Origin of the sequence: Rhodococcus sp. DMU2021 (assembly GCF_019641445.1) — a bacterium.
Lineage (GTDB): Bacteria > Actinomycetota > Actinomycetes > Mycobacteriales > Mycobacteriaceae > Rhodococcus > Rhodococcus pyridinivorans.
In genome coordinates, this window is the sequence record NZ_JAIFKB010000019.1 from 1 (window position 1) to 25,970 (window position 25,970).

At 65.5% G+C, this 25,970-nt stretch carries 31 protein-coding genes; 21 read left to right on the forward strand and 10 right to left on the reverse strand.

What is annotated here, in order from left to right; all coding sequences use genetic code 11:
• Nucleotides 1–76 precede the first annotated feature (76 nt).
• Nucleotides 77–394: an NUDIX domain-containing protein gene (locus K3M35_RS26955; protein WP_374107778.1), complete on the forward strand. Its 318-nt coding sequence runs from the start codon at nucleotides 77–79 to the stop codon at nucleotides 392–394.
• 217 nt (nucleotides 395–611) lie between these two features.
• Here K3M35_RS26955 and K3M35_RS21390 read toward each other — a convergent pair whose 3' ends face one another.
• Both K3M35_RS21390 and K3M35_RS26960 read right to left on the reverse strand, forming a co-directional pair.
• Nucleotides 612–1,142, reverse strand: a complete 531-nt coding sequence (locus K3M35_RS21390) for a hypothetical protein (protein ID WP_254704834.1) — start codon at nucleotides 1,140–1,142, stop codon at nucleotides 612–614.
• A 204-nt stretch (nucleotides 1,143–1,346) separates the two neighbouring features.
• A complete protein-coding gene (locus K3M35_RS26960) occupies nucleotides 1,347–1,751 on the reverse strand; it encodes an N-acetyltransferase (RefSeq protein WP_217580332.1) in 405 nt (134 codons plus the stop codon).
• Between the two features lie 161 nt (nucleotides 1,752–1,912).
• On the opposite strand from K3M35_RS26960, the gene K3M35_RS21400 reads away from it, so the two are divergent.
• The 4 genes from K3M35_RS21400 (at nucleotide 1,913) to K3M35_RS21415 (ending at nucleotide 3,720) form a co-directional block, all read left to right on the forward strand.
• Nucleotides 1,913–2,353, forward strand: a complete 441-nt coding sequence (locus K3M35_RS21400) for an NUDIX domain-containing protein (protein WP_138845993.1) — start codon at nucleotides 1,913–1,915, stop codon at nucleotides 2,351–2,353.
• Between the two features lie 125 nt (nucleotides 2,354–2,478).
• Nucleotides 2,479–2,793, forward strand: a complete 315-nt coding sequence (gene mihF, locus K3M35_RS21405; RefSeq protein ID WP_138845992.1) for an integration host factor, actinobacterial type — start codon at nucleotides 2,479–2,481, stop codon at nucleotides 2,791–2,793.
• A gap of 118 nt (nucleotides 2,794–2,911) precedes the next feature.
• Nucleotides 2,912–3,316 carry a hypothetical protein gene (locus K3M35_RS21410; RefSeq protein ID WP_138845991.1) on the forward strand — a complete coding sequence of 135 codons (405 nt, stop codon included), beginning with the start codon at nucleotides 2,912–2,914 and terminating at the stop codon, nucleotides 3,314–3,316.
• Nucleotides 3,313–3,720: a hypothetical protein gene (locus K3M35_RS21415; RefSeq protein ID WP_217580333.1), complete on the forward strand. Its 408-nt coding sequence runs from the start codon at nucleotides 3,313–3,315 to the stop codon at nucleotides 3,718–3,720. Before K3M35_RS21410 ends, K3M35_RS21415 begins: the two co-directional genes overlap by 4 nt.
• 401 nt (nucleotides 3,721–4,121) lie before the next feature.
• On the opposite strand, the gene K3M35_RS21420 is transcribed toward K3M35_RS21415, so the two are convergent.
• The gene (locus tag K3M35_RS21420) at nucleotides 4,122–5,726 is read right to left on the reverse strand and encodes a hypothetical protein (protein WP_138845989.1); all 1,605 of its coding nucleotides are present in this window, start codon (nucleotides 5,724–5,726) and stop codon (nucleotides 4,122–4,124) included.
• A gap of 120 nt (nucleotides 5,727–5,846) precedes the next feature.
• Between K3M35_RS21420 and K3M35_RS21425 the strand changes: the two genes are divergently transcribed.
• On the forward strand, nucleotides 5,847–6,107 hold the full coding sequence (locus K3M35_RS21425; protein WP_138845988.1) for a hypothetical protein: 261 nt from the start codon (nucleotides 5,847–5,849) through the stop codon (nucleotides 6,105–6,107).
• Nucleotides 6,108–6,574: 467 nt separating this feature from the next.
• Here K3M35_RS21425 and K3M35_RS21430 read toward each other — a convergent pair whose 3' ends face one another.
• Together K3M35_RS21430 and K3M35_RS21435 are read right to left on the reverse strand one after the other, a co-directional pair.
• Nucleotides 6,575–7,132, reverse strand: coding sequence for a hypothetical protein (locus tag K3M35_RS21430; RefSeq protein WP_138845986.1), 558 nt, complete (start codon nucleotides 7,130–7,132; stop codon nucleotides 6,575–6,577).
• Between the two features lie 285 nt (nucleotides 7,133–7,417).
• The gene (locus K3M35_RS21435) at nucleotides 7,418–7,978 is read right to left on the reverse strand and encodes a hypothetical protein (protein WP_138845985.1); all 561 of its coding nucleotides are present in this window, start codon (nucleotides 7,976–7,978) and stop codon (nucleotides 7,418–7,420) included.
• A 154-nt stretch (nucleotides 7,979–8,132) separates the two neighbouring features.
• On the opposite strand from K3M35_RS21435, the gene K3M35_RS21440 reads away from it, so the two are divergent.
• The 9 genes from K3M35_RS21440 (at nucleotide 8,133) to K3M35_RS26355 (ending at nucleotide 15,167) form a co-directional block, all read left to right on the forward strand.
• On the forward strand, nucleotides 8,133–9,539 hold the full coding sequence (locus K3M35_RS21440) for a hypothetical protein (protein WP_138845984.1): 1,407 nt from the start codon (nucleotides 8,133–8,135) through the stop codon (nucleotides 9,537–9,539).
• Between the two features lie 88 nt (nucleotides 9,540–9,627).
• Nucleotides 9,628–9,867, forward strand: a complete 240-nt coding sequence (locus tag K3M35_RS21445) for a hypothetical protein (protein WP_138845983.1) — start codon at nucleotides 9,628–9,630, stop codon at nucleotides 9,865–9,867.
• 294 nt (nucleotides 9,868–10,161) lie between these two features.
• Entirely contained in the window at nucleotides 10,162–10,605 is a 444-nt protein-coding gene (locus K3M35_RS21450) for a hypothetical protein (protein WP_138845982.1), read from the forward strand.
• An 84-nt stretch (nucleotides 10,606–10,689) separates the two neighbouring features.
• Nucleotides 10,690–10,923: a hypothetical protein gene (locus tag K3M35_RS21455; RefSeq protein ID WP_138845981.1), complete on the forward strand. Its 234-nt coding sequence runs from the start codon at nucleotides 10,690–10,692 to the stop codon at nucleotides 10,921–10,923.
• A gap of 243 nt (nucleotides 10,924–11,166) precedes the next feature.
• Nucleotides 11,167–11,457 carry a hypothetical protein gene (locus tag K3M35_RS21460; RefSeq protein WP_217580334.1) on the forward strand — a complete coding sequence of 97 codons (291 nt, stop codon included), beginning with the start codon at nucleotides 11,167–11,169 and terminating at the stop codon, nucleotides 11,455–11,457.
• A complete protein-coding gene (locus K3M35_RS21465; protein WP_138845979.1) occupies nucleotides 11,454–12,410 on the forward strand; it encodes a cytochrome in 957 nt (318 codons plus the stop codon). The genes K3M35_RS21460 and K3M35_RS21465 overlap by 4 nt, the downstream gene beginning before the upstream one ends.
• Before the next feature lie 291 nt (nucleotides 12,411–12,701).
• A complete protein-coding gene (locus K3M35_RS21470) occupies nucleotides 12,702–13,436 on the forward strand; it encodes a hypothetical protein (protein WP_254707621.1) in 735 nt (244 codons plus the stop codon).
• 505 nt (nucleotides 13,437–13,941) lie between these two features.
• The gene (locus K3M35_RS21475) at nucleotides 13,942–14,286 is read left to right on the forward strand and encodes a hypothetical protein (protein WP_138845978.1); all 345 of its coding nucleotides are present in this window, start codon (nucleotides 13,942–13,944) and stop codon (nucleotides 14,284–14,286) included.
• A gap of 281 nt (nucleotides 14,287–14,567) precedes the next feature.
• Complete coding sequence (locus K3M35_RS26355) at nucleotides 14,568–15,167, forward strand: DUF4190 domain-containing protein (protein WP_254704854.1); 600 nt, start codon at nucleotides 14,568–14,570, stop codon at nucleotides 15,165–15,167.
• 63 nt (nucleotides 15,168–15,230) lie between these two features.
• Here K3M35_RS26355 and K3M35_RS21485 read toward each other — a convergent pair whose 3' ends face one another.
• From K3M35_RS21485 to K3M35_RS21495, 3 genes are all read right to left on the reverse strand, one after another.
• Nucleotides 15,231–15,791, reverse strand: coding sequence for a hypothetical protein (locus K3M35_RS21485; RefSeq protein ID WP_138845977.1), 561 nt, complete (start codon nucleotides 15,789–15,791; stop codon nucleotides 15,231–15,233).
• 103 nt (nucleotides 15,792–15,894) lie between these two features.
• Nucleotides 15,895–16,332 (reverse strand): hypothetical protein, encoded by a 438-nt coding sequence (locus K3M35_RS21490; protein WP_138845976.1) that lies wholly within the window; start codon nucleotides 16,330–16,332, stop codon nucleotides 15,895–15,897.
• The gene (locus tag K3M35_RS21495; protein ID WP_138845975.1) at nucleotides 16,329–17,630 is read right to left on the reverse strand and encodes an AAA family ATPase; all 1,302 of its coding nucleotides are present in this window, start codon (nucleotides 17,628–17,630) and stop codon (nucleotides 16,329–16,331) included. Before K3M35_RS21495 ends, K3M35_RS21490 begins: the two co-directional genes overlap by 4 nt.
• Before the next feature lie 292 nt (nucleotides 17,631–17,922).
• Between K3M35_RS21495 and K3M35_RS21500 the strand changes: the two genes are divergently transcribed.
• The 6 genes from K3M35_RS21500 (at nucleotide 17,923) to K3M35_RS21525 (ending at nucleotide 24,731) form a co-directional block, all read left to right on the forward strand.
• A complete protein-coding gene (locus tag K3M35_RS21500; protein WP_138845974.1) occupies nucleotides 17,923–18,369 on the forward strand; it encodes a hypothetical protein in 447 nt (148 codons plus the stop codon).
• A 364-nt stretch (nucleotides 18,370–18,733) separates the two neighbouring features.
• Complete coding sequence (locus tag K3M35_RS21505; RefSeq protein ID WP_220666963.1) at nucleotides 18,734–19,144, forward strand: DUF6573 family protein; 411 nt, start codon at nucleotides 18,734–18,736, stop codon at nucleotides 19,142–19,144.
• Between the two features lie 275 nt (nucleotides 19,145–19,419).
• Nucleotides 19,420–21,114, forward strand: a complete 1,695-nt coding sequence (locus K3M35_RS21510; protein WP_138845972.1) for a hypothetical protein — start codon at nucleotides 19,420–19,422, stop codon at nucleotides 21,112–21,114.
• 607 nt (nucleotides 21,115–21,721) lie between these two features.
• A complete protein-coding gene (locus tag K3M35_RS21515) occupies nucleotides 21,722–22,150 on the forward strand; it encodes an ImmA/IrrE family metallo-endopeptidase (protein WP_217580336.1) in 429 nt (142 codons plus the stop codon).
• Complete coding sequence (locus K3M35_RS21520) at nucleotides 22,151–23,362, forward strand: MAB_1171c family putative transporter (RefSeq protein WP_138845970.1); 1,212 nt, start codon at nucleotides 22,151–22,153, stop codon at nucleotides 23,360–23,362. It begins immediately after the preceding gene.
• Nucleotides 23,355–24,731, forward strand: a complete 1,377-nt coding sequence (locus K3M35_RS21525; RefSeq protein WP_138845969.1) for a cytochrome P450 — start codon at nucleotides 23,355–23,357, stop codon at nucleotides 24,729–24,731. Before K3M35_RS21520 ends, K3M35_RS21525 begins: the two co-directional genes overlap by 8 nt.
• Here K3M35_RS21525 and K3M35_RS21530 read toward each other — a convergent pair.
• Nucleotides 24,706–25,134, reverse strand: a complete 429-nt coding sequence (locus K3M35_RS21530; RefSeq protein WP_138845968.1) for a hypothetical protein — start codon at nucleotides 25,132–25,134, stop codon at nucleotides 24,706–24,708. The two genes, K3M35_RS21525 and K3M35_RS21530, sit on opposite strands and share 26 nt — an antisense overlap.
• Nucleotides 25,131–25,805, reverse strand: coding sequence for a helix-turn-helix domain-containing protein (locus K3M35_RS21535; RefSeq protein ID WP_138845967.1), 675 nt, complete (start codon nucleotides 25,803–25,805; stop codon nucleotides 25,131–25,133). The genes K3M35_RS21530 and K3M35_RS21535 overlap by 4 nt, the downstream gene beginning before the upstream one ends.
• Between the last annotated feature and the right edge of the window lie 165 nt (nucleotides 25,806–25,970).

Genomic DNA, 25,970 nt, shown 5'->3' on the forward strand with positions numbered 1-25,970 from the left:
GGGTGATGAGGTGGAAGCCTGCGTTGAACGCGTTCGCGATCACCTTCGCTGGACGGCTCGAAAGAACCATCCACTAATGAGAACCGCCGGGCCCCACACACCGTTTAACGGACAGACCCCCCAGATCGCAGCGAACCTGCGCAAGCTTGGCGAGCCCCCCGAACAGGCGGCCGTGCGCGAACTGTTCGAGCAGACCGGCAGATGTGGACACGTGGCGCGGCAGGTAAAGGTACAGAGATACGACCTGCAGCCATGCGGGACGAAGTTGCAGTGCGGCACTACTTTCAGATGGCGATGCCCGGTGCTGATGTCACCGAGCGATGGTCGGCCGGAGAGTCGGATCCGGCGACTGGTGGGCCGACCGTGGTGTGGGACTGCTGGTGGCTTCCGGTAGCAGAGGCGCACGTGCTGGCTGCGGGTCTCGGGGGACTCCTGGGCACGATGCTCGAGGAGATGTCGCTCTGTGAGCGAACCCGGACTCTGGAGTGAGACCCGAGACGTCTTCTCGTCGATGCCCCTTATGAAAACGACGTCACGAAACCTTTCGAGTTCGTGACCTCGCTCGTCGCAGTTCATGAAACTGCTCGCGTCGTGCAGTTCGCGAAACCTGGTCACGGGTGGTTTCCGTTTCCCGTTCCAGAGCGTTTCCCACCGCACTCCAGAGCATTTCCCCAGCCTCGAGGCAACGACGGGAGTTCATCGAGTAAGCGATCGAGCAGGTGCACGTCGGAGCGGTCCGGACGGGGCGGTACCTGTGTCACAACATCGAGGTTCTCGGGGAAACGGTGAAGGACGCGGCCTGGGTCGAGTCGCTCGACGGCTGCGTACCATTCGGCAAGCGGGTCGGACAGCCGGGCATGAAGGTCGAAGTGCCGTCGCCGACGAGTCGGGTCACCGTTACGTTGCGCCATCAGGCGTTGCGGATCGGGAATCGACAGCAGCACCACATCGGCGAATCCGAGACGACGATCGAGGAACATCTCCCGGACCGCTGCGAACTCGTGCTCGAAGCGGCTGATCGGTTCCGCGCCCACGGCGGCCAGGCACCAGCTGTAGTGCAGTTTCAGCGGATCGCTGTCGCATATCGCGAGGCCGGTGGTCTCTTCCAACACCAGTGCCTGTGTCCAACGCTGTGTGTTCACCCTCGACCAGTACCGTGCCTGTCCCTTCGGGTCGGAGCCGTCCGGTTCCCGCCCGGTCGGACTGTATTCGGCGACAAAGGGTCGGCCGGTGGCGCGGCACCAGGTGGTCTTCCCTGCGGCACTGGGGCCTTCCACGGCGACAATCACCGGTACACCCTATTCACCTTCACCTTTGACGAGGAAGCAACCGGTCGCAGCGATCCGCTACGTGCTGTCGCGCCGCAATATGTAGAGGTCCCTCGGACTACCGTCGGGAGCAGGATCACTCGCCCCGACACAGGTGAATCCATGACTTTCGTAGAGTCGGCGGGCCGGGGCTCCTCCGGCAGTGTCGGCGGTGAAGGTGACTACTTCGATAGTCTCGGTCGGCCATCTGTCGACGATGGCAGCGATGAGCGCATGACCGACACCTCGACGGCGCTGAGAACCGCGTACCGCCAGCCAATGAATGTGGTGGGGCTGGTTCGGGCGGCTCAGTAGCGCGGCGCCGGCGACAGTGTTTCCGGTGGCGATGACCAATGCTGTGCGGCGTTCGATTGCTCGTCGCACACGAGCCTCGAAATCGGGCATCGGCCCGAACAGTGGTTCGACTTCCGCGGCGAGTTGCATCCACGACGGGAGATCGTCCACGGTAGCGGCACGAGTCGGCGTCAGCACGTCAACAGTGTGGCACCCGGATCGCCGCCTTCGATCCACGCACGTGCAGCGAACGTCCAGAACGCTCCACAGGCCAGACAATCAGTCCCGAGCACCGTTCGTAGAGTGACGAGATGCCCCGCGAAGTCCACAAGGCCGTCTGCTACGTCGTGCACGACGACCACATACTGGTGTTCACGCACCGCGATGTCCCGCGGACGGTGACGGGCGTGCAGGTTCCCGCCGGCACCATCAAACTCGGTGAGTCCCCCGAACAGGCCGCTGTACGGGAACTGTTCGAGGAAACCGGCAGACGTGGGCACGTGGTGCGGCAGGTAGGGGTACAGAGATACGACCTGCGGCCCATGCGGGACGAAGTTGCAGTGCGGCACTACTTTCAGATGGCGATGCCGGGTGCTGATGTCGCCGAGCGGTGGCCGGCCGGAGAATGCGATCCAGCGACTGGAGGGCCGGCCGTGGTGTGGGACTGCTGGTGGCTTCCTATAGCAGAGGCGCACGTGCTGGCTGCGGGCCTCGGAGGACTCCTGGGCACGATGCTCAAGGAGAGTTCGTGACCTCGTTCGTCGCAGTTCATGGAACTGCTCGCGTCGGTACGGGGTGGAGAACCCGCAGGGCAGGATCTGTTCGCAGTTGCCGTACCCCACGGCGCAACCGAATCACTATCTCGAGGAGAACATCGATGCCTCTTCCCCAGCTGTCCCCGGAAGCACGTCAGCAGGCGCTCGCGAAGGCCGGCGCGGCTCGACGCACGCGCGCACTGGTCAAGGAGGACCTCAAGAAGGGGCGGGTCGAGTTTCATGAGGTGATGCAGCGCGCCGAAACGGACGAGGTCCTTGCGAAGATGAAGGTCATCGACCTGATCGCAGCTCTTCCGAAGTTCGGGAAGACGAAGGCGTCCGCAGTGATGGTCGATCTCGACATCGCGGAGAACCGGAGTATCCGTGGTCTTGGCCAGAACCAGCGAGGTGCATTGCTGCAGCGGTTCGCCAGCTGACATCTGGCTATCGGCTGCCGGCCCATAATCACGGTGGGTCGGCAGTCGGCGTGCAACACCAGAACGTCGCGTACGAGACCGTGGCGGCATCTTCCATCCACTAGAAGGAGTCGCGACGATGCTGCAGATCATCCGCAATCCGGAGCAACCCCTCGCCGCCGCCGAGGCCGATCACCTGACCCCCGAGCACTTCACCGACCTCGATCAGTTGCGCTACCTGATCCTCACGCACGAGCACGTGTTCGCCTCGACCGTGCCGGAAGTGACGATTGTGCCCTCGGTCCGTGTGGGCCTGATCGGCGACGGCGACCCGATCGCCGAAATCGTCGCATCGATCAGCCGAATCGAACCGGGCAGCGTGGTCACCACCGACCTCATTGTCACCGACCTCGGGGAGTGGACACCCGACACGACCTGCAACGGATACGAGCTGGCCGAGCAACTCCTCGACGAGATCGTGGACCTCATCAATGAGGCCCTGTCGAACGCCATGCACCTCGTGGCCATGGTGGGTGCGCCATGAACGTGATGAACCCCGGCAGCGGTGAACCCCGGCCGTATCCTCGACGCACCGATACCGATGCCCCCGCCGACGATGGCGGGCAGGAGGATTTGATGGCCAAGGCCAAAGACACAGTCACCGTGAGGCTACCCGGGGAACACCGTGCGGTCTCCTGGTCCGGAGGAGCATTCGCCGGGGACCCCGAACTCGTCTCGACTGCCCAGGGTCTCGCAGCGATCGCGGCGCAGGTCGAGGTCGCCCCACCCGGGGGGTACGCCACCGCGGGCGCGGACAGCAGGCAAGGGGCGATGGTGGCGATGCTCGGCGCCGCCCGCGGTCGCGGCATCGTGGTTGAGGACGACCCGGAATTGTGGGAAGGCATCATCGACCCCGACGCTGATGATGGCGGCGAAATCATTCACTGAACGGAAGGCGCTTTCGCACATGGACTATCGCAGCACCCACGCAGTCGGCGGTCGACGCGACCCTCGAGACGGCCCCCGCGCGCCGCGCCCGGCGACCACGGACCGCCCTGCCACCGGGCCGAACATGACCGAGATGATCCACCGAGAGCTGTTCTCTGACTACAGGCCGACGGGGCCGAAATAGTCCGGTCTCCGGTCAGTGGGCGGTTCGGGCCTCGGTGATCAATTCCTGGGGCATCGCCCGCTGCCCTTCCTGCGCGCGGACCCACTGCACAGCCTCGGAAGGGGACATCCCCAACACCTGTCCCAGCGCGGAAACCGTGGTGACCAGCGTCCCGTCCGCCGTGCGAACATCCCAGGCCCGCATGTCCCGGAACGTCGGGAACGGGCGCCGCGCTCGGTCAGACACGCTCAACCTCCCACTGTGCACGGCCACCGACCACGATGACCTCTTCCTCGGACAAGCATCCCATTCCCGTTCGGGGCAACGACAGGATCCGCGAGGCATGGACGGTGCCGTGCAGCCGCACCGACACGTACTCATCGTCGTCCCACTCGCGGCGGGCGAAGTAGGACGACACCTCACCGCGAAGGGTGAACGACGCCGCCGGGTTCAACGTCAGATCCGCCGGCTGTCGATCACCTTTGACCGCCGGCACCCACGCAGGAGCAGGGGAGCCGGTCGGAAACCACATCCCACGCGAGACTGACACCTCGGAAATCCCACGCGCGGCGAGATGCCGTTGCGTGAGCGCGTACTGGGCCTGCACCACCGCCCGGGCCCGCCGCGCTTCCACCGACTGGGGAAGGTCAGCGTCGGGATGGACGAATGCATCCCGGACCGCGGACTGCATATGCACCGCCGCGGGTGACATGTCGCGCTCTGTGTGCGCAGCCCACGCCGACATCGCCTGCGAGGCGACCGTGCGCCGAGCGAGGACCGCGACAGATCCCGTCTCGCTCGGGGTCACCATGCGGTGATCGACCCGCTCGCCGGTCCCGATCTGCCGCCACGGTTCGTCGTCGGCTGTCCGCCAGCACAACCCGGCCGCAGACTGACCCCATTGCGCTCGATCGGGTGCCGCCAGCGCTGCGCACTCTGCGTCATCGAACAGTTCGCGGTCCTCGACGGCGGCCAGCTCGTCCCCCAGTCGGGCAGCATTGTCACGCTTGACCGGTACCGCGAACGGCTCGAGCGCGCCCTGCGACAGCACGACCGGCACAGGCTCGCCGTCGATGTGGTCGTCCTCGATGCACGCCCGCTGTGCCCGATCGAGTGCCATGTCCCGATGCGCTGCGAACTCGGCGCTGTTTGTATCCAGTGACCCGTCCGCTCGGCGGGGGATCTCGGGCAAGCCCTGGGGGAGTAGCCCGTACCGGTCGTCCTGGCACACGGTGGTGATCGCGTCGGCGTCGGCGGCGGTCAGGGAAATGTCCTGATACAGGCTGGTCGACAGGGATTGCGCAGCAGCGGTTCCGGCTGCGGTGGTCGCTGGTGTCGGGGGCGGAAGGTGGGTGCTGGCGGTGAGGGCGAGGCGGCGGGCGTCGAGGATGACCGATGGGCAACGGTGGGAGGCCGCGGCGAATTGGCCGCACGCGGGACAGCGATCGCCGCCGCCTCGGACCTGCGGAGGTGTCCATCCATCGGCCGCTGCCGGGTTCGCCGCGATGTCGGCAGCTCGGCGGCGCGCGAGCCCACGCGTGACGAGCCGGCGGAGTTCGGCGGCCTGCTCTGGCTGTCCGCACTGTTCGTGGGCGTGGGCCTCGAGCATCAGGTTGTGCACGCCGCGGGCGGTGGAAGCAAGGTCGATGCGTTGCTGCTGAAGTTTGCGTCGTGCTTGGTCGAGCTCGCCGGCGGACTGGTCGAGCCATGCCTGGGACGTCGGTTGCCGTGCTGCGGTCGCCAGTCGCGCATCGTGGGTGAGCTGCAGCCGTCGAACCTCCTGCTCGGCGCGGTCGAGGCGATCAGCGGTGTGGGGGAAGCACCGTCTGCCGACACGGCACACTGCGGGTCCTCCTGGTCTGTGGGTTGCGGTCGCGCACACCGTAGAAACGCCGTTCACCACCGCCAGGCGGCCGACTTTCCGGCGCAACATCGGATGGGTGCGGTCGTAGCGTTCTCTGTCATGACCAGTACTGACCCGTCCACCGAACGTGAATCGGTGACCGTCGTGACCATTGACCACCGGCATGGCACCACCGTGTCGGCCCACCGCACCGAGGCTGGCGCTCAGCGCGTGCTGCGCGAACACGTGGAGACGTGGTGGCATGAACTCGCAGACGAGCCCGGCCCGGTCCCCGACAGTCCGAGTGCAGCGATCGACGAGTACTTCACCCGGCACCCGAGCGACTTCTACACAACCGAAGTCGTCGAACTCCTGGACTGATACGACGCAGCAATGCACCCGCCCCAGCCCGGGTGCTCTGCCTTCAACCCCGCAGCTGACGAACTGACGCGGCGTCTTCGGCTGGGCTGTCATCTCCGGCCGAGGTCGAGAATTAAAATCGAATACATGTTCGATCACTGGCCGTCTGGGTTAGGTCCTCCGCCGTACCGCGTCGTGGACCCGCCGACGCCAGTGATCGTGCACATCGCCTCCGCTATCGGCTCCACCGACGGACGCCGTGCCAACGAGCTGCCACTTCGAGTGCGCGCGGAAGGACTCGCCCTGGACCTCCAGGTACCGGGGGTCTTGTCGGCGTGGGCGCGGGTGAATACGGGGGGCTGGATCTGTCGCGTTTCGTTCCAGATCCCGACCGGCAACGGCCGCGGCTACCTCGAAGTCGACCAATGGTGCCCCGCCTCAGCTGTCCGACCGTGCAAGTGAGACCGGTTCCGCCGATGGCGATCGCCTCAGAGCTGCAGGATCGAGCAGTCGTAGAACCACCAGGCCTCGATCCGATCCCTGTCGGTCCTGATCGTGATGTCAACAGGGCCGGTGCCGCCGGCCGGTACGACGAACGCGAAGGTCGGGATGTGCGGTGCGTCGTTGAACGAAGCGGCGATTCCCGGCCCAGATACATGGCAGAAGCCCGGGAAATTCGGACCGACAGAAAGTGAGTTGACCCGGCAGGTCAGCAGGTTTCCGCCGCCGGTCGGGGCTTCGGTGAGATTGATGTGCGCTTCAGGGACGACGTGCGACGGCGGGTCGGGATTGAACCACCACCCGAGCCCGCATCCGTTGCGTTCTGCATCGTAGGAAAAAGCGTGCCGGAACGTGAGCCACGCGTGCTCATTCCACGGGTGCCGCGGGCTGAGGTCAGCTACGCGCCGCACCAGCGGCCGATGCTCCCAGTCCAAAGCATCGATCTCGTGATCGAGAAGGAATCGTTCAGGCGCTGCGGGCACTTCTCGTAGCGTCACTCCTTCTCGTTTAGCGAAGGCAGCCATTTCCGAGAGTGAGATTTTCACCTATTCAGCGTGAACCTGCGAAAGGGAGTGTCTACCCAGCGACCGGGTGAGAGCTCTCCAGAGCGAGGCAAATGGGCTGTACTGGGCGGCAGCACCTCAGGGACCACTCGATGTGGCATCCACGGACGCCAGAAAACGCGCTGGTCCGACGCTTGATCGCTCTGTCCGCGAAGGGTGGAGAACGTTCATGGTCCTATTCGGCCCATGAATCGTCGACGCCCGCCGCGCCGGAAGCAGGGCTGTGCCCCACGCTGCCGGAACCTTGGGGGCGCCGGCGGGGATGGGCTACCCGCAGAACTGCGCCGCCCGCGCGCGCAGCAACTCCGGGTCGCGCTCGATGAGCTCGACAGGGGTATGCCCGTCGACTGTGGTCATCCACCAACGGGCAACCGCCCATCCATCGCCGTGCTCGGTGACCTGCCGGTTTACTTCCGCCACCACCGGGTGGACCCGCGCCCGGGCGAGATCGAACTGGAACGCCGGGAACAGAAATCGGCCCTGTACCTCCACACCGACGATCTCGCCGCGCGAACGCAGCCGCGAGGCGACGGCCCGGTTGCTCGATCCGCGCGCACCGACCGCTTCGGCGACGTCCACCGCGGTGAGCATGGGTTGGCCGAGCACGACGTTCTGTTCCGCGATCGCGGCGCGGGCGGCTGCGAGGGCCTGCTCGACGAGCTGTCCGACGCCGGCCTCGGTGACGGCGGTCAGCGTCGGGCCCATCGCCAGCAGAGTCGCGAGCTGGTCGCGGACGGTCGCGAAGGCTGGGCGGCGGTCGAGTTCGGTGAGTATTGCGCGCACGAACTCCGAATCGCTGAGGTCGGCGAGCTGGTCGCGCGGCGGCATGCGGTCCTTTCGTCGACGGCTCGTAGCGGTGGTTACGCAATCTTGCACCGTTGCGCGCGTTGCACCTACTCCATCACCTCGCGACCTCCTCCGGCAGACAGTGGGGACACCGAAAGCACAGGTAGAGCCGGTCGGGAAACAGGGAGAAAAATTCGTGTGTGACGGGATCAACGATCCGGGCGGGCCACGTCGATGCCCCTCACAGCGCGGCGAACGGCGCCGCGAATACCGGCGTGCGCTCTACGCGGCGCAGAAGGCCGCGACCATCGCCGATCCCGCCGGACCCGAACCCACACATGGCGACCACTCGGCGATCGCGACAGACGAGCAAGTGCGTGAGGCATGCGCCGCAGCGAGCGCCCTGTTCGACGCGTTCGCTGGCAACCAGAACGTCGAGACGCTCCGCCGGTATGAATCTGCTGTCCGCTACGCCGGCGAGCTCGTGGCCACCCAGGTCGACGCCGAGATCGCTGCCCGCCTCGACCCGACGGAACTCGACCGACTCGACGCCGACGCCGCCGCGCTCGAGGCAGCGGTCATCGAGCACGCCCGGGAGAAACGTGCCGTAGAGCAGCGAGTGCATGACCTCACGGCCAAGCTACGACGGCTACCGCCGTCGGAACGCGTCCAGTACCTCGACGAGATCGACGAGCTCGTCAATGACTTCAACCAGCGAAGCCGAACACTGCAGGCCACTGCCGCGGAGATCGAACGGCGTCGGCTCGCATACGGTGCCGCCGAAGGCCGCGTCGCTGCAGAAGTGCTCGGCCGCTACCGCGAGTACGGCACCGTCGTACCCGATGTCCACCAGAGCACCACGAAACGGGCAAAGCAGGTCACCGCCGCAGCCTCCACCGTCTTCCCCGCAGACTGGATGACCGCGTCCAACAACAGCCGCCGAATGATCGTCAAGGAGTCCAAGGACCGCGCGTACTACCAGCACCAATCGAGAGTGCGTGTCTCCGAGAACACCGACTACGACTACAGCGACGACCCGAAGTCCGAGCAGACCTGGGCAACCCGCAAGGAGATGCCGCCGGCACCGGAGAAGTCGACCGTCGACCGGATGCGTGAACTCGATTGGCCCGACGGCGACCCGAAGTGGGTCGCTGTCCGGGACCCGGAAACGCGTCGCTGGGGATGGAAGCTGCGCATGACCTACAAGGGCACCGTGACGATGTCGGAGCTGCGGGTTCCCAGCTCCGCATCGAGCGCCGAGGACACCCACCGCACGGCGATCCACGAGATGTCACACCGCGTCGAGACATTCAACGTTGCGGCGACCGTTGCGTGCCTGAGCTTCCGGGAACGCCGCACGACCTCAGTAGACGGGATCCCGCATACGTTGCAGCAGTACGCGAAGGGGGAGTACGTGCGTCCCGATGACTTCGTCGACGTCTACGTCGGAAAGCAGTACCAGTCGTCGGTACACACCGAGGTGCTGTCGATGGGGATGGAATCGGTGTTCGGGGGCTCCCATGGGGGACTCAAGGGCCGCCACGGTTACCGCGCCGATCCCGAGCACCGGCACCTGATCTTGGGTCTTTGCGCCACCGCCTAAACCCGGCTGTTGCAGCTGCAACACCGCGGATTCCCGTTTCTAACGTCTCAATCGACCGAGATCGACTGAGCCCAAAGGGGAATCCACGATGGCGCACCTGCCCTACACCGCAACCCGCCGGCCTGCCGAGCTCGCCGTACACCGCCGAACTCACATCAACGTGGTGAGGCCCGCGGTGGCTCCCCGGCCCACGCTCGAAGAGGAGCTGCTCGCGCGTCTGGATAAGTGGATGGCGCACCACCCGACTTCGGCGAGCATTGTCGCCGGCGTCAGCGTCGTCGCCCTGATGTTCCTGGCGGTCTATGCCGTGGTCGCGTCGAGCGTCTGACACAACTACGTCCGTGAGAACGGGGCGGTACCTGCACCGATACACGTGAATCCACGTAGCCTCCGGTATCTTCACACCACCACCGCGGGGACCATCGCAGCGTCCACCGAGACCAAAAGAGCCGCCAACGATGACGGTTGCCCGCATCCAAGAGGCAGGTACCCCGAGGTGAACCTGCTTGTCAGCGTGCGTATCCCGACCGTAGTGCGGTCAATCCCGACTGCAACACTCTCCACCCTGGTCGGCAAAGTCGTTCCCGTCAGCACCGAGAACGACCGAAAGAAGTTGCCCGCCATGCCTGCTCCCGTGATCCCCACCAAGTCTGACTTCGCTGAAATTCACGGCATCGACACCGAGACGGGCTACCTCGTCGACGTCGACGGTGCGTTCCTCGGGGTTGACCCGGCCATCACCGCCTCCAAGCACAAGCTGTTCATCGCCGCGGCGACCGCCGCCGCCCGTCTGCTGCGCGCCCGCCCCTCCGCTGGCACCGCCACCGTGTGGAGCCGCAGCCACCAGCGCCTGTGGGACGCGATGAACATCGATCTCCGGCAGCTCCGCGGCCACGTCCACCACGACGCCACCCGCCGGCTGCGCGACGCGATCGACCAGGCCCGCGTCGAGCGTCGCCTCCGCGAGAACGGTCAGCCCTTGCCCCCGCGCAACGCCGTCTACCTCAAGGCCCTGGCCAGCGAAATCCGCCTCGCCGAGCGTTCCGTCGCCGCTCTGGCCGCCTGACCCCGCTGCGCCTCGCCCGGCCCCCCGGGGCGGGGCGCAGCGGCCTCCAAGCACCCGTCTCGCTTCACCCGCCCAGGAGTCCGCATGAGCGATCAGCCACTGATCCGCGTCACCATCACCGAGACTGTCGTCTACAAGCGCGACTACACACCCGAGGAGATCGTCGAGGTCGACCGCGGGTTGGCCGGCCGCCCTCCCGACGCGATCACCACCCTCATTAACGAGCACGGGGACAGTGAGGGGCGCTTGTACGAGGACATGGAGCGCCACAACGAGGTCATCAGCGCAATCGTTGAGGCGGTGCTCATCGACGAGTGACCGGCGCTGCCGCCCGTCGCAGGGAACTGCTGCATGGGCACGGCCGGCCAGGCGCTGTCCGTCGGTTCCTGAGGCGTCGTCTTGCCTGGGAACGGGCACAAGCTTCGGCGTCTGTGGCTGTGCAACATTTGGAGAGGGGCGGCCCTACATTTTGTGCATCGGATCTGCTCACACCCCCGCATTGAACGGAGAGTCACGGTGCACACACCTACCGACAAAACCGAACTTGATCTTGTTACTGCGGTGCTTCTCGTCGTACCCGAGGCAACCACCATCACCCTGGAGCTCGCGGACTTCACCGAGACGCCCACCTGGGACACGATGGTCGTGCTCACCATGGGAAAGTACGCAGCACTCGACGCGCTGGAACTCGACGCAGACGTCATCGCAGCGTTCTCCGCAGCGCATCCGCCAACAGACCGGTACGTCATCGACGTCGACGCCGCCCTCACCGCGCCCCTCACACCTCCCATCCTGCTTCCCCTGCTAACCCCGACGTCCGAACCGATCCGGATCCCGCGGGCGGCATCATGACCCAGCCCAAGCTCGCACACGCCACCGAGTGGGGGCGGATGTACGGCCGGTTTGTGGGGGACCGGCCGCGTGTGCCCTCGATTACGACCGTCCTGGGGGAAGCCCCGGACACCCTGCACGGGTGGCACGCCCGTGTCGCAGTCGACGCGATGAAGGCCTACCTCGACGGCGGTGACGCGCTGGCCCGGTACCCGCACGTGACCGCCGCGATCGACGAAGCCCGCGCGCGCAACCGCGACGTGGACCGTGCAGCGCGCAGGGCGATCGCGGGCACTGGCCTGTGGTTGGCTGACCAGGCGGCTGAGCGAGGCGATCGTGTGCACGACTACGCCGAACAGGTAGCCCGCTACTACCTCGGGGTCGGCACTCTCGATGAGATCGCCGAGGCCCGCGATCGGCTCGCTGCGCACGACGAGCTCGGCTACGCCGCACAGTTCGAGGATTGGTGGATGCGGTACCAGGTGAAACCGGTCTTCGCTGAAGCGACGGTCTGGAATCACGACGGTGGGGGATATGCCGGCACCATCGACATCGGCTTCGAGACGAACGGGCTGCTGATCATCGGCGACTACAAGTCGAAGGAATCGTTCGACAATCGCCCGAAGCGGCTGGACCCCAAGGTCGGCTTGCAGCTCGTGGCGGGGATGAACGCGCAGGAGTACTGCACCGACCCGCAAGCACCCGGGGTGTGGGAACGGTGGCGTTGGGGGCAGCCCGCGATGCTCGTCGGTATCGGCATCTCCGACGCAGGCGTCGACGTCCAACGGATCAACCCCGCCCTCTATGATCTGCTGTGGACGAAGTTCCAGCGACTGCGGGCGCTGTGGCAGTCCCACCACGACGTCGACATGGCCGACGTCCTGTCTCCGCTGCGGCCCCCGCCATCTGCCGCACGGTGGCCGGACGACACGCTCGTCCCACTCGACCTTGCTTCAACAGGTGTCGCTGCCTGACGCGTCGAGCCCCCAGACCGGAAACTGGGGCTCGACCCGTACTGCTGGTGCGCTGTCCGGCGGACTCCTCTGTGAGTGCCTATGTCGTCCAAGAGCATCGGTCGAAGCCGCGGGTAATGGCATTCCCGCCCGGGACTGATCGAGTGGCTGGACCAGATCGTCCCGCGGCCACTCCGGGGCGTGAAGACGCAGCGCATTGCCATTGGAGAAACGCGCGGGCCGTTTCCGGTTTGTTGCGTCAACCCCATTACTCTCATGGGTGCGTTACGACACGACAGCTGGAGGATGAGAGTGGGTCAGCCGAACAAGGGACGGTTTCTCGACCGCCCGACCCCTTGGGTAGACCCGCCCGCGCCTGGCCCGACCGTGGTCATCGATATCGATGGCCCGCTGGCCAACATGGATGAGTTCGCCCACCTGATTCAGGCCCCCAAGTACAAGGACCGGGACTGGAAGGCCTTCCACAGTCACTTCGGCGACGCCGCACTCAACCGAGCCGGCGGCCGTCTCGTCCGCGACCTCGTCGACGCAGGCTTCACCATCGCGTACACCACCACGCGTCTCGACACGTTCATGCCGACCACCGACTACTGGATTCGGCAGAAGTCCCTGCCTCCGGGGCATATCGAGTGCCGCGAATTCTGGACCGATGGCACCGTCCGCCCGTCCCTCGACATCAAGCGCCGGCACTGGTGGAAGTGGGTCGACAAGTACGAGGACCAGTCACCGGTTGTGGCCTGGATCGACGATGGTCCCGAGGCCGTGGCGATGCTCGCCGAGCAGGGCTGTCCGGTCTGGAAGTTCGACCAGCTCGTCGTCGAGCACCTCGCCGGCAACCTGCTGCCGACGATCGAGCGCGGCCCCCGCCCCGCGGAGGAGCTCGCCAAGCAGCGCGCCGAAGCACGGCCGATATTCGACGAGGCCGAAGCGGAACACCAGCGCAAGCACAAGAAATGGCAGCAGGCACACGTAGCCCGAATGAAGCAGCGGCAGAGGGAGCGCCGCCAACGACGCGCCCAGTCGTGAGCGGCCCCCACCGGGCAGGTACTTCGTTGGCACCGCCGTCGCCTACTCCCTGCTGACCGTTCTCGCTGCCCTTGGTCGTACCCCGGATCCGGGACCTCATCGGGTCGGCGCGGACCGTGTTCGCCGCCGCGCTACCGTCCCATCCGGCATCGGTGACCCCAGGGGCACTTGAATGCGACCTGACAGTGACAATGCCGCAGACCAGATCCTTCGTACCGCCAATGACCAGGCTGGCGAGGTCGACCGCGGGTACCGCGGCATTGGGCAGTGTTTACTCTGCGCGGGCCGAGACTCTCTCGTGCTGTCCGGCTTCCGGACGGTGACGATTCTGGGGCGCAATGAGCACCGTTTTCGGCTGCGACACCGCCACGGCCTTCCAAAGTTCCCTGCCGAAGAGCGATATAAACCCCTGGTCCGTGTCGATGAGTAGCGATGCAACACGGCGCCGTCGCGTTCATAGCGTGGCGGTCGAATCCAATCCGCCGAGTTCGCCCAGGAGAACCGTATGGCCACCATCGCTGACCTTGAAACCCACCTCCGCAACCTCTACGAAGAGCAATCTCAGGCGAATCTCGAGATCGAGACGACCAGCATGGCGCTGATCGCCGCGCTGCTGTGTGAAGCAGTCCCGGCCGCAGCGCACCTGCTGCTCGACTGGAGTGACCAGGGCCCGCACCACGCCCTTGCCGATGTCACCGCTGCCGACGGCACGTCGCTGATGGAACAGGTTGAGGACCAGGCCGAGGACGTCGCGGTGTACGTGACGAACCTGCGCGGTGCCATCGCCGACCGCTTCGAACCGATCAACCCCGAGGGCGGGATCTATCGGGTAGAGCTTGCTCGCTTCTGATGCCCACAATCACGGTGGGCCGCTCTCGTGCGAGGGCGGCCCACCGGCATATCGGCTTGAGGTGATGCACTCGGATGTAATTCGATCGAACTACATCCCGAGTGTGTCCCCCGTCCGGGACTCCAAAATGCCTGCACGATGCTCGAATGTCCTCGAATCCTTCATATCCCGCAGCGCAACCTCGGTCGGATGCTGATGCCGCAGCGGCTCCGCCTCGTGCTCCCCAACTCGGGAAGATCGTGCTGTTCCTCGGATTGGGTGCCTTCCTAGGATCTATCGTCATGCTCTTGGTCTACAGGGGTATACCCGAGCCCCTGATGGCTGTCCCTGGGGTCATCGCACTGGGGATCGCTGCTGTCCTGGGCTATTACGCCTACACCACCTATCGGGAAGAAGACGGCCACCTGCAATGGTGGCAGCTGCTCACTCCCGCGTTTCTCGCTGTCGGCGCGATTTCCTTCTTCTACGCCGCCACAGGTGCCCCCGTGTTGTTCACTCTGCTTTTCCTCGTCCGGCTCGGCGGTTTGCTGGCACTTGTTGTGGGCGGGATCATCGCAATCGTGCAGGCATCGAGTCGGCCGGCGACATCGTCTGCCAGCACGCTGGTCGCTCCCATCGTCGGGTACACGGCACAGGGAGAGCCCGTGTACGGCGCTTCGATGCGTTCACAGTCCACCAATATTCTCGCGATTCTCGCCCTGGTGTTCGGTCTGCTCGGTGGCGTTCTTGGGGTGGTGTTCGGGCACATCGCACTGAGCCAGATCAACCGAACAGGTGAGAACGGTCGCGGCCTGGCCATCGCAGGTTTGGTGCTCGGCTACATCTCGGTAGTCGCTTGGATCATCGTCGTCATTGTCGCCGTCGAGGCCGCCACTATCTGAGCGGCCCCGACGTCCCCGTAACGTGCCCGCCCCGGAAGGGGCGGGCACGCCCGTTTACAGGGGTCACGCCCAGGTGATGCGGCTGGCACCGTGCTCGAGTGCCCAGACCGCGAGATCGTGCAGTTGGGTGAGTCGACGACTGTCGTAGCCCTCGGCGCGACCGCAGTCGATCATCCGAGGACCGATCGTGCGGGCCGGTACACCAGCGGACGTGGGTGTGGCCAGTGCGAGGAGTGTGCGTCCGAGGAACTGCTCGCAGGACTCCTCACCCCATAGATCGTCCTCACCAGCGGTCTGCACCTCGTGGCTGTCGTTCGTGCCGACGACGTCGCCCGCGTCGAGCCCGGGGAGCAGACCGAGTAACCGCAGCAGGTGACGGGCGTTCGCGTTCGACGCATTCACCCATGGAATCTCTTGGTCGCCGTGCACCGGTTCGACCAGGTACGCCCCGTAGGTGCGAACAGCCTCGGGATCGGTGCAACCGCGTAGCGGCTCCCGGGTGGTCTCAAGTTCGGCCACGCGGGCGTACGCGGCCTCACGGGTGGCGTGCCGTTCCCGGCCACCTTCACCGTCGGTGACGTCGAAGCCGGTGGGCTCGATTTCGGGGGTGAAGGTGACCGACATGCTGCCTCCTGAAGAACGGTGGTTCGGCGATTCCGAACCGGTGCAACCACTCTCGCTCTGACACTCAAAGGGTGTTGCACCTCAGGACGGTCGGCTAGCCGATTCACCCGACCACGAATCCCGCGATCGGCGGCAAGTCGACACCATCGGGTCGGTCGACGAGCCGTAGTCCGTCCCGGCGCACCGGTGAGCCTTCCTTGTAGTACGTCAGTACCTGCGCAGCGAGCGCCCGCGTTGCCTCCTCGCGAGTGCGGGTTCTCATGCGGCGCAGCCGAATGTCGGCGTCGAACACGACGGTGGTGTCGTGCACTGACACCCTGCCTTGATCGATCGTCGGCACGCCCGTCATGTTCGCTGCCCACGCGTACCCGACGACCTGCTCGAGGTAGGCCACCGCATCCTCGTCGGGCTCGTCGTCGAAGATGACCCCGAACCGGGTATATCTGTCGAAGTCAACACCGGATGCGCTGAGCGGACGCAACACTGCGCCACCGCGCCAGGCTGGAAGCTGCTGCCGCATGTTCGGTCGAATGACTGTCATGCGCGGCCGCCGAGCGCGAGGGGTTGCACGCCCATCCCGTAGACGTCATGGATCGCGTCCTGAACGCACTCGATGCTGTCGAGGTCGGTGCAGGCCGAGAGCATCGTCGCGAGTGCAACCTCCAATCCGAGGCCAGCGTCGAGGACCTTCTGCGTGACCAGCAGGTCCGCGATCTGAGGCACCCAGCAACCGAGGCCACCGTCGTTCTTCTCCTCGGCGTTGCGGGTGTGCAGGTTGCGGGCGACCTTGATCAGCTTCGGGTCGACACCGGCTGCCTCCGCGGCCGTGAAGTCCGCTGCAACCTCGATCGCGATCGGGAACCGCCGCTTGATCGCGTCATCGAGTGGGCGAACGCCCTGGCCGTACTCGTTGTAGCCGATGACCATCCAGAACCCGTCAGCGGCGACGACCGGTTCGGACCCCGGCAGATCGTCGATGTTCAGGGTGCGGCGCCCGTCGGCCACCGACATGAGCACGGCCATGGTCTCGGACGGCACGCGAGAGGCCTCGTCGAGGAAGAACACCTTGCCTTCACGCATCGCTCGGGTCAGCGGACCGTCGCGCCATTCGAACCCACCATCGGGCAGCGGAAGGTACTGGCCGACGAAGTGCGAGACGTTGGTATCACCATGGCCCTGCATCACGACCAGGTCGGTGCCGAACGCGCCGTAGGGCACGGTGGACTTACCGCCGCCCGCGGGTCCGTGCAGGCGCACGAACAGATCGGGCGAGTTGGCGCGCAGATGCCGCATGAGGGCGACGTCGGTATGCCCGGCGACCTGTCGCGGGTACATCGTGTGCCCGTTCGGCAGCACGATCCCGTTGCGCTCGCTGGGGTCGACGGTCAGTCCGGTCCCCCGCGAGGCCGACGGCGCCGCGGTGGCAGCGGTGGCAGATGCCGGCACGGGGGAGAGGGTCTGAGCGACCACGGCCTCGACGGTCGAGACGTCAGCCGACAACACCGCGTTCTCATGTTGAGCAACGGCGACGAGCTCGGCGGGATCGATCTCGCCGGTGGCTGCGACGTCGAAGGTGACCGGACCTGCAAGGACCGTGTCGTAGCTGCCCTTCGAGCACTTCTTCGTCCATACATCGGCCATCGCGGCGACCGCAGTGTCGATCGAGGCGTACTGCTTGTTGGACTGAACGCGCATCCGGTTGCCGACCCAGTTGGCGAAGCCGCCGGAGGCCGTGGCGAATCGGAAGGACGAGCCGTCGCGGTACACGAATGCCGCGTATACCTTCTGCTCGGGGCTATTCGGATCCTGGACGGCGAATCCGGCGACGGTCGTGGTCATGGCGTGTTCTCCTGATGGTGTTGGTCGTAATCGGTGTGCCACCAACGTATGAACGGTCACGCCAAGGTGTTTCAGACCTCGAAGGTGGTGCGGTCGGCTGCGTAGGCTCTACCGCACTCTGACCGCGCTTCCTCTCAGCCACTTCCAGGCGTGTTTTCCCACGTTCGACGAGATCTGTCCGGGGCGCGGTGATGACCGGATGTATACCCGGAATTTGGGTGGTGCAACACCTTTCGCGTGTGGTTCGTAGCGTCGGCAGCGTTCACGATCGCGAGATGACGAGGAGCAGGCGATGTACTACACCGATCTCAAAGGCGAGCCCGCCGTGGGTGATCTCTGGTCGCCCGGCCCGAAGATGCACACCGTGTGGGTTCTAACCGCTGGCGAACCGATCGTCGTCGACACCCGCACGATGACCGAGATGCGCTACCTGGTCCCCGAGCTGGGCGTTCCGCATTCGAAGAGCGCCGTCGACGCGGCGCGGAAGGTTATCGAGGCGTGCCCTGCCTCCGGATATCCGCGCACTCTCACTCCTCGCGATGCTGCCGAGGCTGAGGCAGTCGGCCACGCCCGCACCGTCATCGCCGAACGTCAGGCATTCGACAACGACTGGCATCAGCGGCAGATTCGCCGTGGTCAGCGCGCCCCGTTGAGCAAGAAGGCGTGGGCAGAGCTGTTCGCAGCACGCATCGCTGAGTTCACCGTCGATAGTCCGGTCCTGTTGGCCCCGGCCGCTTGAGCCGATGAACGCAACGTCTCCGGCCACGCGGGTCGGAGGCGTTGCGTTCGATGTCAGCGCTGCGCGGGCCGGCGCACCTCACCATCGGAGCCGCACCTCGGGCCCTCAGCTGTTCGTGATCTGCACCCGTGCACGGTGAGCAGCTATGGCCGATCTGGACGATCCATGTGTCATCGGAGGCGCGCTGCCGCTGTCCGCCCGACCTCGCCAAAGTGAACGTCACTGACGCGACGGCGAAGCCCGAATCGACGCGATCCGCTGTGCCGCGGCACGCGCCAAGCAGCCAATTCACTATGAAACACGTTTGCAGACAACGTCATAACGTCGTTCCCATCGACATCATGACGGATCCACGGAGGAAATGATGAGCAGTGCACGAGTCATTGACCAGCTCGAGGTCATCCACACCTACAGTCGCGCCGACGCGATCGCAGACGGTGTTCTGCACGATGTCACCGAGCTCGCCGCCGAACAGGGCATCCGGTACCCGGTCGCGATCGCAACCCACGCATGGGATGCCGCCGTGGCCTGGGACCCCGCGCACGGTGCGATGCAGGACGAGACCGGCCGCCAGTGGGACGTACTGACAATGGCTGCCATGGCGTTGCGTCGCGCCCGTCGGCTCGGTCTGACGGGCCTGCAGATCTTCACCGTGTACGTCGTCCCGAACCGTCCCGGTGCCGACGAGCCGGAGCCGGTCAACCTCGGCATCTCCGTCGGTCCCGGCGACAACTACGAGCCGGTGCTGACGATCACGGCACCCGCGGACCTCTGACGCGGTTGGGCGTATCCCTTCGTCCCCCGTCCCGGAACGGGTCCGTTCCGGGACGGGGCGTCACGAGACCAATCGGAGTCATCGCGGCTGCCGCGATGACGTGCCGATAGTGGTTCCCTGCCGAGAAGACTGTCCGCCCGCAGTGGATCCTCCGCCGGCGCACATCCTGCGATGGGAACCGACCGGCTGCCTCCGGAACGCTCGCCTGCAACTCCGTAGGACCGACGTCGAGACGATCGGTGCAACCACAAACCCACGACCGCCAGGAGCACCGAATGCCCGCCACCGCCACTGCTACCACTGCCCGCACCGCGTGGGAGAGTCCGGCCCACCCACAGTGGCGACAGCTCGGCTCCCGGCTGACCGACTGGGTCGACACTCTCACCCCACGCCGCGACGTCCTCGTGTCGGTGCTCCCGCATCATCCGGGCAGCGGCCAGCCCGCAGGGGTGTTCAACCACCGCACCGCTCGCATCACCCTCGACGCCACCCAAGCGATGCCCGGTCGACCCGACCCCGATCGCATCGATCTACGCGACGAGCGGGACCGCGCGCGATTCCCGGTTCTAACCGGCGTCCTCGCTCACGAGGCAGGCCACGCCACCCACACGACGCGTCGCTACGGGTTGAACGGCGCTGTCGCAGAGTGGGCAGCGTTGCTCGAGGAGCCGCGCATGGAGGGCCGGGTGGCCGCAGGTAATCCCCAGGCGCGCCGTTGGTTGCAGGCCTCGGCGCTGCACCTACTCGGGCAGATCGATCCCACAAGCACCGATCACGCCGCCCGCACCCTGGTCCTGCTCGGTGGCCGCATTCTGGCTGGTGTGCTCGACGAGGAGTCGTTGCCGGACCTGGACGCCGCGTTGGCGCCGTGGTTGACCTCGGAGCAGATCGCCGTCATTGCCGAGCAGACCGACCGGGCGGTCTCCGCGGCCGACGGTGATACCGAGGCAATCACCGCCGCCGCCGAGACGATCGCCTCGCTGTTCGGAGACGACGCCGAGATCGCGAGCGACGGAGACGGTGACGGTGAGGGTGACTGCGGTGCGCATCACGGCCCGCCCGGGGACGGCCCGCTCGCGGCTGCGCTGACTACTGTCGCTGTTGTCGCTGCCCGAGAGCTGCGTGCGGCTGCCGGCATCGTCGATCCGTCCCCTGCGGCTGCGGCTGCTCGCGCAGCGCGGCAGGCCCACACTGCACGGGCCGCCGAGGACCAGCGCATCGCCCGCCAGGGACTGCACGAGTCTCGTCGACGCCAACCGACTGCTGACGATCACAAGCACGCGAAGGCACTGACTCGGAGCCTCGAGTCGGCGGCATTGCGTGCTGTCGATGTGGCCCGCACGCCGTCGTCGACCCCACCGGGACGCCTGCGGACCTCGCAACTGGTGCGGAGGCAGGGACAGATTCATGCCCGGGTGCGGCCGACCGCGACCCCATGGGAGAACACCCGCCGACGGACGGTCGACACACCCAGCCTGCTCGTGGGGGTCGCGCTCGACATCTCCGGGTCGATGGAACCTTTCGCTGAGCCCACAGCGGTGGCCGCATGGGCGCTGGCCCGGGCCGTACGACAGGTCGGCGGAAAGGCCGCGACAGTGACCTGGAATCACACTCCGTCATTGCTGCCGGTCACAGCCGTGAGTGGATCGGTCCCTGTGCCCTCGATTGGCGGGGGATCCATCGGCTTGCCGGCTGCGCTGCGCGTCCTCGACCGCGAGCTCGTCCTCGGTCGCGATCAGGGCGCTCGGATGGTCGTTGTGGTGACGGACGGTGATCTTCCGAACCCTGTCGCGGTGCGCGAGGAGGTGGAGAGGTTGATCGCTGCTGGTGTGCGGGTCTTGTGGCTTGTGACGGAGGCCGGTGGGATGACACCGCCTGTGGGGGCAGAGGTCGCGGTGATCGAGGACCCGAGCCGCATCGGGCAGCTTATCGGTGCTGCGGCGGTGACTGCGTTGAGGTCGGAGAAGTGACAGGTCGTGGAAATAGCTCAGCCCCCACCGTGTGGTGGGGGCTGGGACTCTTAAGACTCGCGCTCGCATGAACTCAGCGTCTGCGGCACGTACGGCTGTGTCGGCCGACCCGGCAAGCCGGGGTCTGTATGTGTGCTTCCCCTCGGGGCGCGGGATCAGTATGGCACAAGATGTGGCTTACGCAAAGTCCTAATGTGGCTTAAAAGTTGCCTCGTGATGCTGCTGCCTGTCATCCCTGGTGGCTCATATGCGCCTTAACCAGCACAAGTTTACGTTTCAATCGGGTGCGCCAACGATTCGAGGCAAAGCAACAATTTGCCCTCGGATTGCCCAAAGGTGATGCTGACGGAGCAACGAAAAAACCCCACGAACCCGCCTCGATTCATGCCCTGCGCAGCGGTGATCGTATGGTGGAGCGACGATCGATCCATGCAATCCGCGTAGCGATAGCCCGGGGGGGCGCGAGAGATGGAGGTAACCAGGGGTGGCGCAGTACGACCCAGGTGAGCAGACGGACCCAAACGCACGGAAGCGCGTCGACGAACTGCTTGTCGAAATCCACGAGTCGATGCCCGGCCCGTGGTCATTCGAAGAGTTCAGGACGTGGTTGTCTCGCCGCCGCGGCGTCCCCATCGAGATTCGGCCCCGACCGGACGATCAGCACGTCGACGCTCCATGTGGGTGGACCCTTGTCTGCGAGGACCGCGACATCGTCTACTACCCCCTCGACACACCTGAGACCCGATCACGATTCATCACCTACCACGAGTTCGCACACCTGCTGTTCAACCACGACGACGGTGAAACCGATCGCCAAGCCCTGGCCCGCGAACTCGCTCCCGACGTGGACCCCGAACTCGTGAAGAAGGTCTTCGGCCGCACAAACTACGACCGACCCGAAGAACAGGAGGCCGAGCTCCTTGCCCTGCACCTACTGCGCAATGACGTCGAACACCTGGGCATCGGTGTCCGATCCAGCAACCCGAAAGTTGCCACGCGCGTCGGTCGGGCGCTACGGCTGCTTCGGGGTCGATAGATGACCTCGACACTGCCGCCCGCCATCGAGTGGCCGATGATGATCATCCTTCTCACCGTCGCCCTGCTACGGGCGCTGTTCCTACACTCGCGCCTCGACCAGCGATTGACGACCATGCTCGTCTTCTGGGGATTCTGTGCACTCCTGCGTGACCCCCACATCCAGGACCAGCTGGCCGAGCACCTCGTGGATCCGTCAGTTATCCGTCAGGCAACCCACATGTTCGCCATGCTCGCCAGTGCGGCGATCATCGGCGCATGCGCGCTCTGGGCCGCCCCTGCGGAACGATCGACGACCGGTCTCGCCGCCGCATGGCACCGGCCCGAAACGCAGCCGATCGTCTATACCGTGGTCTTGACCATGGGACTCGCGCTCTTCCCGCTCTCTGCACCTGCCCGTGCCGCCGGACAGACGCTCGAACAACATGGCGGATGGCAGCTGATCGCCTACATGGTGGTCTATGCGGCCCCTACGATCGTCGCGATCAGCGCGGTGGCGGTGCTCCTCATCGAAGCGGCACGGCAAACGAAGAGTGCGCTGGCGGCCGTCGGATTCGCGCTGGCCGTCGTGGCGTGCGCGATCTCCCTGCTCGACTCCACCACCCGCATCATCAACGCCTGTTTCCTCTACGGCGGTCACCGCAACGCGTTCACAATCTGGCGTAGCGAATCGAACGATGTGCTGTTCTTGCCCGAAGTGACCCTCATCGCGCTCGTACTGACCGGCCCGCTGGTGAACCGACTGGCAGAACGAATGGGACTGGACAAATCGAGCCGTCAGGTCCGCCGTCTCACCCCCATGTGGAACGACCTGTCCGGCGCTGTGCCGACCGTCATCCTGCAACAGCGCCCCGACCGCGCCGACGAGCTCGCTCAGCGAATGAGCATCGAAATCTGGGACACCCTAATCCGGCTTCGCGACTATCTTCCGCCGCGACTGATTCCCCGGTGCACCCCCGACCTGTCGCACATCCGTGAGCGCGACCGGGTCGGCGTGACAGCAGCGCTTGCGGTGCAGGAGGCGATCGAGGGCTATCGCACCGGGACTCCTCCCGAGTCGTCTTCCGCCACTCCCTCCGACCTCAACCATCTCGATCTTGAAGAACTGGCCCGCGGATGGGTACTAGCTCCTCACACTCTCCGCACCGAGACCGAAGAACAGACAACCACGGAAGGACATGGGCGGCCCGGGCTGTCCACACCACATGGCTGAGCACAACACCATTCCGCATCCCCCCAAACGACTTCCCATTGTCGGCGACGTACTCGGCATGGATCGCGCCAAGCCCAACCAGAAGACCCTCGTCATGCACGAGCTTCTCGGCCCGATCTACCGCCGCACGATCATGGGCATGCACCTGACCTTCGCGTCCGGCGCCGACGTCGTGGCTGACCTCAACGACGAGACCCGATTCCGCAAGCACGTGGGCCGGCCGATCGCCCAGCTGCGTGAACTTGCCGGCAACGGCCTGTTCACCGCAGACAATGGAACCGGCGCCTGGACCGCAGCTCACAACGTCCTCATGCCCGGGTTCACCAAGGACGCCATGCGGGGCTACCACGACACGATGAGCGCGACCCTCGCCGAACTCCTCAAGTCCTGGGACCAACGCCCGGGCCAGGCCCTCGACGTCACATCCGAGATGAGCAAGCTGACCAGCGAGGTCATCGGCAGGTGCGGATTCGGCCGCTCGTTCGGCTCGTTCGACCGCGACGAAGTCGACCCCTTCGTCTCAGCCATCCAACGCGCTCTCGACTATTCACAGCGCTCGTCGATCCCACTGCCGATCCTGGGCAAGCTGCTCGGCCGCGCAGAGGCCCGCCAGAACGTCGAGGACATCGCCTACCTGCGCTCGGTCGTCGACGACGTGATCGACGCCCGACTGCAGGGCACCGGGACACATTCCGATCTGCTCGACCTGATGCTCAACAACCCGGACCCTGACACCGGGAAGAACCTCGACCGCGAAAACATCCGCGACCAGGTGATCACCTTCCTGATCGCCGGCAACGAGACCACGTCGAATGCGCTGTCGTTCGCGCTGCATCTGCTTGCCACCCATCCGGAAGTTGCCGCCCAGGTTCGCGCCGAGATCGACGCCGTGTGGCCGGATCGGTCCCGGCCGCAGCTGTCCTTCGACCAGGTTTCCAAGTTGCGCTACACCCGCCGGGTGATCGACGAGACGTTGCGTCTGTGGCCTGCAGCGCCGGGCTACTTCCGGGAAGCAATCGAGGACACCACCGTGGCCGGCGGCTACGAGTTCAAGGCAGGGGACTGGGCATTCATCCTGTTGCTACGTCTGCACCGGGACCCGGTCTGGGGGCCTGACCCCGAGCGCTTCGACCCGGATCGGTTCCTGCCCGAGAACGTCAAGGCACGTCCCGGTCACGTCTACAAGCCTTTCGGCACCGGGATTCGGTCGTGCATCGGTCGGCAGTTCGCGTTGCACGAGATGCAGCTCGCGCTGGCGACGATCTTGCACCAGTACGACCTGGTGGCCGACCCGGACTACTCCTTGGAGGTTGCCGAACTGCTGACCTTGCGGCCGGCAGGGCTCAAACTGGAGTTCCGTCCGAGGTAACGGAGCCGCGGCGGCGCTCGTCCACCAGCGCCTCGAGTTCGGTAACGAGCGATTCGAGGCTGCTCTGGGCGCCATCGCCGCCGCGGAAGCAGATGCCGTTGAGTTTGGCGTCGCGGGCTGCGATCAGCGCGCGGAACTGCAGGTCGTAGTTCGCGGTCCCCGGAAGGTCGATCAAGTAGTTCTCGGGAGCAGAGAACTCACGAGCGATGGCTGCGAGGAGGTCATCGCCCGCGCCCGGGTGGGTACCGCTGCGCAACGCGATGATGTCATCGGCGGTGATCTCTGTACCCAGATCAGCGGATACCGCTGCGGCGACAGACTGAGCAGACCGCTCGGACTGTCCGAACTCATGGGCGAGCTGGAACAGCCGGTCTACACGCGTAGCCACTTCGGCAGCTGTCACGAGTCGATGCCTCCTCTGCGGCTAGCGAATCGTTCCTCGAATCGTGCCGCTAGTTCTTCCGGTATGCCGTTTGCGCGGCCAATCAACCAGCGCCGGTAGTAGCGCTCCTCGGCAGAGGGTTCCTCAGGATCGACCGGTTCAGCAAGATGCGCGCTGAACGCGAATTCGATCATGGTGGGGATGCCGTTCTTCGAAGTACGGTTCCGTTCGAGGATGTCGGTGACCCAGGTCCCGGTCAGGGAGGAAACAAAGCGCTGCAGAGCCTCGGTGGTGCTGGCCAGCCGATGATTGCCGTCGTCTTCCTCGGCGAGGACAGTCAACGAATTCAGGATCTCCAACAGTTCCGTGAGCTGCTCGAGCGAAACAGGGACTTCCATCGGCCCGAGTTCGAACGCTGGCGCAAGGGAAGCTGGACGGACTGGAGGTTCGGGCAGAGGGGTGGGTTGTCCGCCGGCCCACACACGTGCCGCGCTGCCCGGCTCCCATCGCAACGCATGATCGAAGCGATTGCGGGTGGTGGCGGTCGGCTCGCTGCCTTCCGCGCGCTCAATGCGCGTCTGTGTGGTGTCCGAGGGGCCACCAGCTGCTGTGACGTCGTCCTGCGTCATCCCGAGTGCTTCGCGGCGCTCGCGCACGATACGTCCGAAGCGGACGCGGTTGGACGCCTTCATGCCTCACAGCCTAGGGGACCAAGCGACATCAAAGCTAATTGATGGCGAAAAAATTTCACGACCGACATGCCTCCTTATTCGCCACATGAGCTGCGGTTATTACATCTGTCTCGGACATGTCCTCTGTTCGAATGATGCCAGGGTGTCACTTCTGAAGCTGCACGG